Origin of the sequence: Pseudomonas syringae pv. tomato str. DC3000 (assembly GCF_000007805.1) — a bacterium.
In the GTDB taxonomy this organism is placed as follows: domain Bacteria; phylum Pseudomonadota; class Gammaproteobacteria; order Pseudomonadales; family Pseudomonadaceae; genus Aquipseudomonas; species Aquipseudomonas avellanae.
The window spans coordinates 5,433,028-5,445,909 of record NC_004578.1; the positions used below are offsets into that span (position 1 = coordinate 5,433,028).

Annotated in this window: 12 protein-coding genes; 8 read left to right on the forward strand and 4 right to left on the reverse strand. The window is 59.5% G+C overall.

Annotation, left to right across the window (positions count from 1 at the left end):
- Window positions 1-321: 321 nt before the first annotated feature.
- On the forward strand, window positions 322-801 hold the full coding sequence (locus tag PSPTO_RS24800; protein WP_003376607.1) for an Lrp/AsnC family transcriptional regulator: 480 nt from the start codon (window positions 322-324) through the stop codon (window positions 799-801).
- A 13-nt stretch (window positions 802-814) separates the two neighbouring features.
- Here PSPTO_RS24800 and PSPTO_RS24805 read toward each other — a convergent pair whose 3' ends face one another.
- From PSPTO_RS24805 to PSPTO_RS24815, 3 genes are all read right to left on the reverse strand, one after another.
- On the reverse strand, window positions 815-1,447 hold the full coding sequence (locus PSPTO_RS24805) for an rRNA large subunit pseudouridine synthase E (RefSeq protein ID WP_005763288.1): 633 nt from the start codon (window positions 1,445-1,447) through the stop codon (window positions 815-817).
- Window positions 1,448-1,526: 79 nt separating this feature from the next.
- Window positions 1,527-2,990 (reverse strand): AMP nucleosidase, encoded by a 1,464-nt coding sequence (gene amn, locus PSPTO_RS24810; RefSeq protein WP_003376603.1) that lies wholly within the window; start codon window positions 2,988-2,990, stop codon window positions 1,527-1,529.
- 158 nt (window positions 2,991-3,148) lie between these two features.
- Entirely contained in the window at window positions 3,149-5,155 is a 2,007-nt protein-coding gene (locus tag PSPTO_RS24815; RefSeq protein ID WP_005763284.1) for a sensor histidine kinase, read from the reverse strand.
- Between the two features lie 434 nt (window positions 5,156-5,589).
- Here PSPTO_RS24815 and PSPTO_RS24820 point away from each other — a divergent pair, with 434 nt between their 5' ends.
- The 4 genes from PSPTO_RS24820 (at window position 5,590) to PSPTO_RS24835 (ending at window position 9,361) form a co-directional block, all read left to right on the forward strand.
- Window positions 5,590-6,387 carry a hydroxymethylpyrimidine/phosphomethylpyrimidine kinase gene (locus PSPTO_RS24820; protein ID WP_011105183.1) on the forward strand — a complete coding sequence of 266 codons (798 nt, stop codon included), beginning with the start codon at window positions 5,590-5,592 and terminating at the stop codon, window positions 6,385-6,387.
- 23 nt (window positions 6,388-6,410) lie between these two features.
- Window positions 6,411-7,028 (forward strand): thiamine phosphate synthase, encoded by a 618-nt coding sequence (gene thiE / locus PSPTO_RS24825; protein ID WP_005763279.1) that lies wholly within the window; start codon window positions 6,411-6,413, stop codon window positions 7,026-7,028.
- Between the two features lie 205 nt (window positions 7,029-7,233).
- Entirely contained in the window at window positions 7,234-8,517 is a 1,284-nt protein-coding gene (hemL, locus tag PSPTO_RS24830; RefSeq protein ID WP_007243834.1) for a glutamate-1-semialdehyde 2,1-aminomutase, read from the forward strand.
- A gap of 295 nt (window positions 8,518-8,812) precedes the next feature.
- Complete coding sequence (locus tag PSPTO_RS24835; RefSeq protein WP_003376593.1) at window positions 8,813-9,361, forward strand: tetratricopeptide repeat protein; 549 nt, start codon at window positions 8,813-8,815, stop codon at window positions 9,359-9,361.
- Window positions 9,362-9,403: 42 nt separating this feature from the next.
- On the opposite strand, the gene PSPTO_RS24840 is transcribed toward PSPTO_RS24835, so the two are convergent.
- Complete coding sequence (locus tag PSPTO_RS24840; protein WP_003376591.1) at window positions 9,404-9,730, reverse strand: DUF1820 family protein; 327 nt, start codon at window positions 9,728-9,730, stop codon at window positions 9,404-9,406.
- Between the two features lie 130 nt (window positions 9,731-9,860).
- Here PSPTO_RS24840 and miaB point away from each other — a divergent pair, with 130 nt between their 5' ends.
- The 3 genes from miaB (at window position 9,861) to ybeY (ending at window position 12,882) form a co-directional block, all read left to right on the forward strand.
- Window positions 9,861-11,189 (forward strand): tRNA (N6-isopentenyl adenosine(37)-C2)-methylthiotransferase MiaB, encoded by a 1,329-nt coding sequence (gene miaB / locus PSPTO_RS24845; RefSeq protein WP_005620645.1) that lies wholly within the window; start codon window positions 9,861-9,863, stop codon window positions 11,187-11,189.
- Window positions 11,190-11,366: 177 nt separating this feature from the next.
- Window positions 11,367-12,389, forward strand: coding sequence for a PhoH family protein (locus PSPTO_RS24850; protein WP_005763270.1), 1,023 nt, complete (start codon window positions 11,367-11,369; stop codon window positions 12,387-12,389).
- The gene (gene ybeY / locus PSPTO_RS24855) at window positions 12,382-12,882 is read left to right on the forward strand and encodes an rRNA maturation RNase YbeY (protein WP_011105185.1); all 501 of its coding nucleotides are present in this window, start codon (window positions 12,382-12,384) and stop codon (window positions 12,880-12,882) included. Before PSPTO_RS24850 ends, ybeY begins: the two co-directional genes overlap by 8 nt.

The following is a 12,882-nucleotide window of genomic DNA, read 5'->3' on the forward strand; positions in this document are numbered from 1 at the left end:
ATTGCTAGGTTTTCACACAGTCTGAGAGGGTCCCCTTGAGATGCTTCGTCCTGGCGCAACGCTTTTGACGTCGGCTCACCTCATGCCGTCTTCTGGACAGTATGTAGCCCGGGGGCCTGGCACACCCTGTTGGGTGGGAGGCCGCAACTGGCCTGATTTGGCGAGTCGCTGGACGCTGTGTCCGGGCAGTGATTCTGTTTAAAAGAATAGGCCTGAGGCAGTGGCAGGGGATTGCTAATATTGCCGATTAAAACATCACTTGCGCAATTTTTGACTTCAGATGAATAATCCAGCGCAATTCAACTCATAAAGGGGTGCATCGTGAGCAAGCTCGACAGATATGACCTGAGCATTTTGGCTGAACTGCAACGGGACGCACGTATTTCCAACCAGGAATTGGCCGAACGCATTGGTCTGTCACCTTCGCCGTGCTCGCGCCGGGTCAAGCAACTGGAAGACGACGGTTATATCGTGCGTCAGGTTGCCCTGCTTGATCGCAAGAAACTTGGCCTGAACCTGACCGCCTACGTGCTGATCGGCATGGACCGCCACACGCCGGAGCGCTTCGAGAACTTCGAGCAGCACATCCGTAACCTGCCTCAGGTGCTGGAATGCAGCCTGGTGACCGGCATGGACGCGGACTATCAGCTGAAAGTGGTGGTCCCTGACATGGATCACTATCAGAAATTGCTGCTGGGCCACCTGACGCGTATCGAAGGCGTGACCAGCGTCAAATCCAGCTTCGTGCTCAATCAGGTACTGGCCAGCACCGAAATGCCGCTGACTCACCTGCGCAGCTGACTGATACCTGCAATCACAGCTTTGCAGCGACTTCCCGGTATTGGCCCTGGTCCAGACCATCCAGCGTCCAGTCGCCAATCCTGACCCGCACCAGCCGCAAGGTGGGTAGCCCGACTGCGGCGGTCATGCGCCGTACCTGACGGTTGCGACCTTCCTTGATGACCAGCTCCAGCCAACTGGTCGGCACGCTCTTGCGAAAGCGCACCGGCGGGTTGCGCGGCCAGAGTTGCGGCTCATCAAGCTGCCGCGCCTCGGCGGGCAAGGTCGGACCGTCATTAAGCTGAACGCCGTTGCGCAACTGCTGCAACTGCTCTGGCGTCGGCTCACCCTCGACCTGCACCCAATACGTCTTGGCCAGCTTGTGTTTCGGGTCGGCAATCCGCGCCTGCAACTGGCCATCATTGGTCAGCAGCAACAAGCCTTCACTGTCACGGTCCAGCCGGCCAGCCGGGTAAATGCCGGGGATCTTGATGAAGTCCTTGAGCGTGGCCCGGCCTTCCTCGTCACTGAACTGGGTCAGCACATCAAAAGGCTTGTTGAACAGAATCAGCTTCGGCTCGGCCGGTGGCGCTTTGGCGACACGGCGGGCAGCGCCTGCCGGCTTAGACGCAGGACGACGGGAAACGGGGCGTTGGGTGCGAGGCATGGGAATTCGGCAATCGGAAAACAGAAAGGGCCACTTTAGTGGCCCTTGGTGCAAATACCAACCTGTTAACGAGCAGCCATCAACGGAACGGTGGCTCATCGAAGCTGCGCAGCTTGCGTGAGTGCAGCGAGTTCAGTTGGGTGCGCATCAGGTCCAGCGCGGCAATGCCGATCTTCAAGTGCTGACTGACCGCACGTTCGTAGAACGCATTGGCCGACCCCGGCAGCTTGATTTCACTGTGCAGCGGCTTGTCGGAGACGCAGAGCAGCGTGCCGTACGGCACACGCAGGCGATAACCCTGAGCGGCAATAGTGCCGCTTTCCATGTCCACCGCTACGGCGCGCGACAGGTTGATCAGCGGACGCTCCTGAGCCCAGCGCAGCTCCCAGTTGCGGTCGTCGTACGTCAGAACCGTGCCGGTGCGCAGACGCTTCTTGAGCTCTTCGCCACGCTCGCCGGTGATCTGCGCGGCAGACTCCTGCAAGGCCAGTTGCACTTCGGCCAGCGCTGGAATCGGGATATGCGGCGGCAGTACGCGGTCGAGAATCCCGTCGCGACGCATGTAAGCGTGCGCCAGAACGTAATCGCCGATGGTCTGCGACTGACGCAGGCCGCCACAGTGGCCGATCATCAGCCAGCAATGCGGACGCAGCACCGCCAGATGGTCGGTGATGTTCTTGGCGTTCGACGGGCCGACGCCGATGTTGACCAGCGTCACGCCGTGACCGTCTTCGGCAATCAGGTGATAAGCCGGCATCTGGTAACGGTGCCAGACCACGCTGGCGACAATCGCCTGGGCCTCGTCGACGCCCATGCTCTTGTCGACCACCACGTTGCCCGGCAAAACCATGCGCACGAAACGCGGGTCTTCGCGGAGTTTTTCCAGGCCATGCAAGATGAACTGGTCAACGTACCGGTGGTAGTTGGTCAACAGAATCCACGGCTGTACATGACGCCAGTCGCTGCCGGTGTAGTGCACCAGACGACGCAGCGAGAAATCCACTCGTGCGGCATCGAACAGCGCCAGTGGCAGCGGGTCAACGTTGGCCCAGTCATAAAGACCGTCGGCAATGCCGTCGGTGGCGGCCGACAGGTCGGTGCTCGGGAACACGCGGGCCAGCGCCGCAGCGGTCACGCCGGTGCCCGCCAGCTCATCGCCCTGCTCGACCACGTAAGGATAAGGAATGCTCTGCTCGCTCATGCCGACTTCGACCGTGACGGTAAAGTCGCTCATCAGCGGGACAAGCTGCTCCAGCAGATATTTTTTGAAGGCTTTGGGCTGCGTGACCGTGACGCTGTAAGTGCCGGGCAGCTGGACCTTGGCGTAGGCGCGGGTGGTCAGCGGCACTTCACCGTGGCATTTGTAGACTAGGCGCAGTTGCGGGTAGCTGAACTGCGCTCGCTCTTCGGCGGTGGGCTCGACGCGGTCTTTCAGGTAGCGCTTGAGCGCCTGGCTCAACGCGCTGGTGGCGCGCTCGTGCAGCTCGGCAAGCCGCTCGACGGCTTGCTCGGCGGTGTCTACGACAACAAAGGCTTGGGTCACGATTCATGTCCTGTCTGATCTTGCAGACGTGCATCGTAACGGGTTCGCGTGCTCATGCCACCTGCGGAGAAGGCTTGAACAGCAATGATTCGACATCAAGGCCTTGCAGCAGGGTGCCATAGTCGCCGAAAAACCGGCGCTTTTGCTGCTTAGCGGTGTCAGGAGCGGCTTACGTGCCCCCACTGAGCCTTGGCTTCGGGCGCCCGGCGTACTGCGCCCGGCACCGCCATCAGCATGGGAATGCTCAGTGTAAAACAACTGCCCTTGCCAGGCTCTGAACGATGACTGAGTTCGCCGCCCTGCAACTCGACCAGTTTCCGACAGATCGCCAGACCGATACCCAACCCGCCGTATTCGCGGGTCATGGAGCCATCGACCTGCAGGAAGTGCTGATACAGCAAAGCTTCGTCCAGATGGCTGAAACCAATCCCGCTGTCCATTACTTCGACGCGCAGGTACATGCGCTCCAGATCCTGCGGCTGCCCGCTGAAACGCACCTGCACCGCGCCCTTGCGCGTGAACTTGATCGCGTTGTCCACCAGGCATTCAAGGCACTGGTAGAGCTTGCCGGCATCGCCGCGAATGCCGGGCGGCAGCTTATCGTCCAGATCAAGCGTCAGTGTCAGGCCCTTGGATTGCGCTGCCCCGCTGAAGCGCTCACGCAACCTGTCAACCAGATCGACGGGCGCAAACGCGCTGCATTCGGCATACAGCACACCGGCCTGAAGCTCGGTGAGGGTCAAAATGCCGTTGATCATGCTCATCATGTCCCGCGCAGAACTGGCCGCCGTTTGCTGGTACATCTCGACTTCGTCGTCCATGTCGAGCGTCTGCATCACCTCCAGCGAGCCGATCACCCCGTTCATCGGCGTGCGCAATTCGTGGGTGAGCGTGGCAAGAAATTCGTCTTTGAGCCGGTTGCTGGTGGCCAGTTGCTGGTTCAGGCGTTCCAGATCCTTGCCGTAAGCCAGCAAGGTTTGTTCCTGTTGGTAACGGGCATGGTTGATGCGGTCCGCCAGCGCCATCGACAAGAACGCCATTTCCAGCAATGTGCCGATGTGCGAGGCGTACATGGTCAGGAAGGTGTTGGGCATGTAACCCATCAGCATCAGCCCGAAGACCAGCCCGCCAATCATGAAGACCGACCAGGCAAGCACAAAGTAGCGCCCCACCCGCTCACCTTTCACGACGGCGACGATGCCGGCCAGATAAATCGTCAAGGCGCCGGCCATCACCAGCTGCGTGGCAGCGCGCAACGCCGGCCCGTAGCTGAGGAACAAGGCGATGCACATCACCAGCACGGCAGCGCCAATGAGGGTCAACAGCGAACGATCGAGCCAGCGGCCCAGCCGCACAGTGCCCAGAAAGCTGCGTGTGAACTGACAGGCAAACAACGTGGCCAGCGCCATCAGGAACGGCGTTGAGGCGTTCGCCCACCAGGGGCTGTCAGGCCACAAGTACTCGATGGCGACCCCGTTGATCGACATCTGATACAGCCCGAAGGCGGCCACGTACAACAGGTAATAAAGGTAATCGGGCTCGCGCACGCTGAGGTAGATGAACAGGTTGTAGACCAGCATGCCGAGCAGCACGCCGTAGATCAGGCCAAACACATAGATCTTGGTGGGCTGCGCCTCTAAATAGGCGTGTGTGGACCAAAGGTTGAGCGGTGCCTGTACCGAACCTTCGCTGCTGATACGCACATACAGGGTGCGCGTCTGGCCTGGCGGCAGCTCCAGCTGAAAGAGGTAGTTATTCTGGGCGAATTGACGGCTGGCGAAAGGCAGCATGTCGCCGGTCTGCCAGGTCAGTGTCGGACGACCGTTGGCATCTGGCGCGTAAAAGTCGACCCGGTCCATCGGCGGATACGCCAGCTCCAGCAGCCAGTCGTTGTGAATATCGGCATCGGCGGGACGATACGAAAGCTCGACTTTCAGCCAGAACGCAGAGCGCGAATAGCCTGCATTGAAAGTGCCAGCGGGTGCGGGCCGAAAGGCTTGCGCCCCGGCTGGCGAACTGACGCTGTCGATGGTCGCTGTGCCGGTCGGGTCTTCAAAAACCTGAACGGCACGGCCCAGCGGCAGAAAACGAGTGTTCTCATCAAACTCGACCGCGTGACTCTGCAACGGCAGCCAGAAAGCCAGGATGATCAACAGATAGCGCATTGAAGCCCCAAGGTAGGTCGTCGCGTTCAATCCATCCGTTGATGACGACGTCCTGCAGATTTCTATCCTTGAAACAGGCTAATGATTCAAACAGACCATTGAACGTGGAAATGCACCAGCAGACATCGCTATAAAAACACCCGCAAACCGCCAACAACCGGCCTGCCACTGAAGCATAGTCGCTAATAGCGTAAAGACAGTATCGCGATAAAAATCAAAGCAATAGCTCTATATCGGTCATTTCAGAGCAAACGTGAGTAATTTTGCGCGTCGCCGGGCACGCGCAGAGTGCGGCTGGCAGACGCATGCAGAACTCATGCAGAACGTATGCAAAACACGTGCAAACCTTGGGCAGCACTTATGCAAACTACATGTGCAATAAAAAGCGGGTGCACCAGCGGTCCGTGAAAGGTTTAGTGATAAGCTCGCGCACCATGAATATCTATAGCTCCCGCCCCGTTGTCCTCTGCCTCTCCGGCCACGACCCTAGTGGCGGCGCCGGTATACAGGCCGATATCGAAGCCCTGCTCGCCCAAGGCTGCCATGCCGCTCCCGCCATTACTGCGCTCACCGTGCAAGACACCGTGAACGTCAGTGATTTTCGGGTGCTGGACCGTGAATGGGTCATGGCCCAGGCCAATGCCATCCTGAATGATTCGAGCGTGGCCGCAGTCAAACTGGGCATGCTGGGTTCACTGGAAATGGTCGACACCGTTGTTGAACTACTGCAGGCCAACCCACACGTGCCAGTGGTCTGCGACCCGGTGCTGCGTGCCGGCGGTGGTGGGCGCCTGGGCAAGGATGAAGTCGGCTATGCCATGCGCGAACAACTGCTGCCGCTGTCAACCATCGCCACACCCAATCTTCCGGAAGCGCGCATTCTGGCCGAATTGCCTGAAGGCACGGCAGATGAGTGCGCAGCTAAACTGCTGCCGTTTTGTCAGCACCTGCTGATCACGGGCGGGCATGGCGACGAACAGCAAATCCACAACCGCCTGTACACCCGCGGCGGCCAGACCCACACCTTCATCTGCGAGCGGTTGCCGGGCAGCTACCACGGTTCAGGCTGCACACTGGCCAGCACGCTGGCCGGGCGTCTTGCCCAGGGAGAAGAACTGGTCAGCGCCGTGAAGTCGGCACTCGATTACACCTGGCGCACACTGCGCGATGCCGAACAGCTGGGCCGGGGGCAATTTGTGCCTCGTCGCGTGCCGCTGGATTTTTGCTCGTAACGCACTGCCATGAGGCTCGATTCATGAAACTACGTGGCCTGTATGCCATCACCGACAGCCAGTTGCTGACCGGCAAATTTCTGTCTTATGTCGAGGCTGCGCTGGACGGCGGCGTGACGCTGCTGCAATACCGCGACAAAACCGGTGACGACTCCCGCCGTCTGCGCGAAGCGACCGAACTGCTCAAACTTTGCGAACGCTACAAGACGCGGCTGATTATCAACGACGACGCCGAGCTGGCGGCTCGTCTGGGGGTTGGTGTGCATTTGGGGCAGACCGACGGTTCTTTGCCGGATGCCCGCGCCCTGCTGGGGCACAAGGCGATCGTCGGTGCTACGTGCCACGGCCAGCTTGAGCTGGCGGAACAAGCCAAGGCTGACGGCGCGACCTACGTGGCGTTTGGCAGGTTCTTCAATTCGCAGACCAAGCCCGGCGCACCGGCCGTGCCGCTGGACCTGATCGCCCAGGTCCGCGCCAGGGTTCATTTGCCGATTGCGGTGATCGGCGGCATCACCCTGGAAAACGCCCCGCAACTGGTCGAGCACGGCGCTGACCTGCTGGCCGTGGTGCATGGCCTGTTCGGCGCCGAAACCCCACAGGAAGTCACCCGTCGGGCGAAAGCGTTTATGGCGTTGTTGTAGAGCGCAATCGCTGCCACAAAACTCGTGCTCCCATGCTCGGAGCATTGGCATGATGGTCATATGTGCGCGCTTCATTTGATATAGTGCGCGTTCCTGCGCCTGCTCTGGCTCATGCCACTCAATAAAGCAGCCCGGTATAAAGCTGCCCGCCTCGGCTGACCCCAGCGTAGACACGAATTCCCCGTTTCAAAGCAGAGACCCGATCATGTCCCGTTCCGAAACACTGTTCGCCAATGCCCAAAAACACATTCCCGGTGGCGTCAATTCGCCAGTTCGCGCGTTCAAGAGCGTGGGGGGGACGCCGCTGTTCTTCAAGCATGCTGCTGGCGCTTACGTGACTGACGAAGACGACAAACGCTACGTTGACTACGTCGGCTCCTGGGGCCCGATGATTCTGGGCCATAGCCACCCGGACGTGCTCGATGCCGTGCGCAATCAGCTGGAACACGGTCTGTCTTACGGTGCGCCAACCGCGATGGAAACCGAGATGGCCGATCTGGTCTGCGAGCTGGTGCCGTCCATGGAAATGGTGCGCATGGTCAGCTCGGGCACCGAAGCGACCATGAGCGCGATTCGTCTGGCCCGTGGCTTCACCGGCCGCGATAGCATCATCAAGTTCGAAGGCTGCTACCACGGCCACTCCGACAGCCTGCTGGTCAAGGCCGGCTCCGGCGCACTGACGCTGGGCGTGCCAAGCTCGCCGGGCGTACCAGCGGCCTTCGCCAAACATACCCTGACCGTACCCTTCAACGACCTGAACGCCGTGCGCGACCTGCTGGCCGAAGTGGGCCAGGAAGTGGCGTGCATCATCGTCGAGCCCGTTGCAGGCAACATGAACTGCGTACCGCCCGCGCCGGGCTATCTGCAAGGGCTGCGCGCCCTGTGCGACGAGCATGGCGTGGTGCTGATTTTCGACGAAGTGATGACCGGTTTTCGTGTGGCCCTCGGTGGTGCACAGGCTTACTACGATGTGAAGCCTGATCTGAGCACGTTCGGCAAGATCATCGGCGGCGGCATGCCGGTGGGCTGCTTTGGCGGCAAACGCGAAATAATGTCGCACATCGCGCCGCTCGGCCCGGTCTATCAAGCCGGCACCCTGTCGGGCAATCCTCTGGCGATGGCCGCTGGCCTGACCACTTTGCGCCTGATCAGCCGCCCAGGCTTTCACGATGAGCTGAGCGACTACACTCGCCGCCTGCTCGAAGGCCTGCAACAAAGGGCTGACGCCGCGGGCATCGCGTTCGTGACGACTCAGGCAGGCGGCATGTTCGGCCTGTACTTCAGCGATGCAAGCGAAATTGTTACGTTTGAAGACGTGATGACCAGCGATGCCGAGCGCTTCAAGCGCTTCTTCCACCTGATGCTGGAAGGTGGCGTCTACCTTGCGCCAAGTGCCTTTGAAGCCGGTTTCACCTCTATTGCCCACGGCGATGCCGAGCTGAAACTGACACTTGATGCCGCAGAAAAGGCGTTCGCTGCGCTCAAATAAGCACGCCAGACACACTTGCGCGGGGTGTCATTGAACCGGCGCAAGTGAAGTCTGTGAATGAAACGGAACGTTAAGTGCGTATTTTGCTTCTACAATGCAGTGCGAACGCTGCAAATACACGGCACTGGAAGTTTGGTTTCAGGCAATACACCCGTAAAAACGGGTTTTTCCTCGCCGTGCAGCAGAAAATCCGTAAAGACTTTGTAAGGTTGGCTCTGCTTATTTCATAATGCGCAGCCAGCACGTTTAGCTGGTCGGGCATGCCCGCACCTTTTTCAGAGGTAAGTCGACTCCCATGAACCGCACCGGCCGCACCCTTGTATTGGGCTGCCTGTTGCTTGTCTATCCCCTGCTGGCGACTGCCGGCGGCAACTCGTTGTTAATCCCGGCGATGGGTCGTTGCACCCTCAATACCCAGCCAGAGAACCTGCCTGCTGCGCTCGCAGCCTGTCAGCAGGCCGCTCAGGGCGGGGATGCTCAGGCGCAATACGAGTTGGGTGAGTTCTATTACGAGGGCAGAAATGCACCTCGCGATTTGCCACAGGCGCTGAATTACTTCGAGCAGGCTTCATTGCAGGGCCACGCTCAGGCGCAGTACCAGCTGGGCTTGATGTTCAGCCGGGGCGAAGGGGTGCAGGCCAATAACATTCAGGCGTACATCGTGCTGAAAATGGCCGCCGTCAATGGCTCGGAAGACGCGCTGGACGCAGCAGACGAAGTGTCGGCGAAGATGAAGCGCGAAGACCTCGAAGTGGCCACTCAGGTACTCGGTCAGATTTTCCGCAAATACCTGCTTGAACTGCAAACCGCCGAAGGCCGCAGTCCCTTCTCGCCACTGCCCTGATCCGCGTTAGCTCAGGGCAATCGCTGCTCATACCCCAGGCAACTATTTTTCCGGCATCGGCATGGGAAACGGCATCACATTGCTGGTGCCGCGTGCTTCGCTGATCTTGGGCACGCCCATGCGCTCGACTTCATCGATACGCACAATCGAATGCATCGGCACAAAACTGCGCACCACGCCTTCGAACTGGGCCTTGAGCTTCTCTTCGCTGGGGTCTACCACGACAGTCGTGCGCTCGCCGAAGACGAATTCTTCCACTTCCAGAAAGCCCCACAGATCACTTTGATAGATCTGTTTGGCATACATTTCAAACACCTGTCCCTGGTTGAGGAAAATCACCTTGTAGATTGGAGCTTCGCGTTTGGTCATAACGGGCGGTTAACGATCAGAGATGAAAAAGGGGCGCGGACTATAGCATGTCCATCAGACAGCCAACGCTAGGAACCGGAGCCCTTCATCCTTATAATGATCGGTTCACTGAATCGGTTGATGATCACGCATGGCCAAGAAGCTTTACATCGAAACCCACGGTTGCCAGATGAACGAGTACGACAGCTCGCGCATGGTCGATCTGCTGGGCGAACATCAGGCTCTGGAAGTCACCGCTCGCGCGGAAGACGCCGACGTGATCCTGCTCAACACCTGCTCGATTCGCGAGCGTGCGCAAGACCGGGTCTATTCGCAGCTCGGCCGCTGGCGTGAGCTGAAACTGGCCAACCCCGAGATGGTGATTGCCGTCGGCGGCTGTGTTGCCAGCCAGGAAGGCGCGGCCATCCGCGACCGCGCGCCCTACGTGGACGTGGTGTTCGGCCCGCAAACATTGCACCGCCTGCCGGAAATGATCGACGCAGCGCGCATCACCCGCTTGCCGCAGGTCGATGTTTCATTCCCCGAGATCGAAAAATTCGACCACTTGCCCGAGCCGCGCGTGGATGGCCCGAGTGCTTACGTGTCGGTGATGGAAGGCTGCAGCAAGTACTGCACCTTCTGCGTGGTGCCCTACACGCGCGGCGAAGAAGTCAGCCGACCGTTCGATGACGTGCTGACCGAGGTCACTCACCTGGCCGAACACGGCGTGCGCGAAGTCACACTGCTGGGGCAGAACGTCAACGGTTATCGCGGCACCACCCATGACGGGCGAGTCGCCGACTTGGCTGATCTGATTCGGGCAGTTGCCGTCGTCGATGGCATCGACCGCATTCGTTACACAACCTCGCACCCGCTCGAGTTTTCCGACAGCCTGATTCAGGCGCACGCCGACGTGCCGGAACTGGTCAAGCACCTGCATTTGCCGGTGCAGTCAGGTTCGGACCGCATTCTGGCGGCCATGAAACGCAACCACACCACGCTGGAATACAAGTCCAGGCTACGCAAGCTTCGGGCGGCAGTGCCGGGTATCAGCATCAGTTCCGACTTCATCGTTGGCTTCCCCGGTGAAACCGAAAAGGATTTCGACAACACCATGAAGCTGATCGAAGACGCCGGTTTCGACTTCTCGTTCTCGTTCATTTACAGCCCGCGCCCCGGCACACCGGCCGCTGACCTGAAAGACGACACGCCGGAAGCGCTGAAAAAAGAGCGACTGGCCGCGTTGCAACATCGCCTGAACCAACAGGGTTTCGAGATCAGCCGACAGATGGTTGGCAGCATCCAGCGTATTCTGGTTACAGATTACTCAAAGAAAGACCCCGGCGAACTGCAAGGTCGCACCGAGAACAACCGGATTGTCAATTTTCGCTGCGACAATCCCCGCCTGATCGGGCAGTTTGCCGACGTACACATTGATGATGCGCAGCCCCACTCGTTGCGTGGCTCGCTGCTACAGTAAACCTTGAGTGTCGGTGCAGAGGCGAATAGGCGAATGAATTCGTTTCTGCGCGGTCCCTACCATTGAGCACGGTGAACCCTTGGCACAGCCTTTAACACGGCAAAGCTTTCGCACCACCACTGCCAGGGGGTATTCTTCAATACATCTCAATTGCCGCCGGACGGCCATTAAACGACCTTGAACGCACCCATAGAACCTCATCGCTTCACCCTCGAGCCATTCGAGGCCCATCGTTTCGCCAACTTGTGCGGGCAACTCGACGAGCACTTGCGCCTGATCGAACAACGCCTGGACATCGAGATCCGCAATCGCGGCAATCAATTCGAACTCATCGGCGAAACCACTCAAACCCGATCCGCCGAGAACCTTCTGCGCCGCCTGTACCGGGAAACCAAGGGTACCGAGCTGACGCCGGACATGGTCCACCTGTTTCTTCAGGAATCAGGCGTCGACGGCCTGGACAACCACCCTGCCGCCGAAGTCGGCGTCTCGCTGCGCACCAAAAAGGGCATGATTCGCCCGCGCGGCCTGAATCAGCAGCGTTACGTCAAGGAAGTCCTCAGCAACGATATCAACTTCGGTATTGGCCCTGCGGGGACTGGCAAGACGTACCTGGCGGTTGCCTGCGCGGTCGATGCACTGGAGCGCGAGCAGATTCGCCGCATCCTGCTGGTGCGCCCGGCCGTTGAGGCGGGCGAGAAGCTCGGCTTCCTGCCTGGCGATCTGGCGCAGAAGATCGACCCGTACCTGCGCCCGCTGTACGACGCACTGTACGAGATGCTCGGCTTCGAATACGTCGCCAAACTGATCGAGAAACAGGTCATTGAAGTGGCACCGCTGGCGTACATGCGCGGACGCACCCTTAATAACAGCTTCATCATTCTCGACGAAAGTCAGAACACTACCGTCGAGCAGATGAAGATGTTCCTGACCCGTATCGGCTTTGGCTCCACGGCCGTGATCACCGGCGACATCACCCAGGTCGACCTGCCCAAGGGCACGCGGTCGGGGCTGACGCATGTCATCGATGTGCTCAAGGACGTGCCAGGTATCAGCTTCACGCATTTCAAACCCAAGGATGTGGTTCGCCATCCGCTGGTGCAGCGCATTGTCGAGGCCTACGAGCGCTTCGATGACCAGCTCAGCGACGGCCCGTCGGGCAACAACGGTTATTCACGGGACAAGAATCGCAATGCTTGAGCTGGACCTGCAGATTGCGAGTGAAACGCCCGCCCCCGATGAAGCCCGATTTCGCCTCTGGTGTGAAATGGGCCTGCGCCAGCGCAGTGCCGATTCCGAGCTGACCATCCGGCTGGTTGACGAAACCGAAGGCCGTGAGCTCAATCACACCTGGCGACATAAAAATTACGCTACAAACGTGCTTTCATTCCCGGCGGATGTTCCAGACGACATGCTGGACATCCCGTTGCTGGGCGACCTGGTCATCTGCGTCCCGGTGGTCAACCGCGAAGCCGCTGAACAAGGCAAGTCCATCGACGCGCACTGGGCACACATGGTCATTCATGGCTGCCTTCATCTGTTGGGTTACGACCACATCGATGATGAAGAAGCCGAAGAAATGGAAGCACTGGAACGAACGTTGCTTGAGGAGTTGGGCTACCCCGATCCTTACGCCGACGACGAAAGTGCCGACCACCCCCATTCAGACACACCCAGCAAGGACCACGAGTAA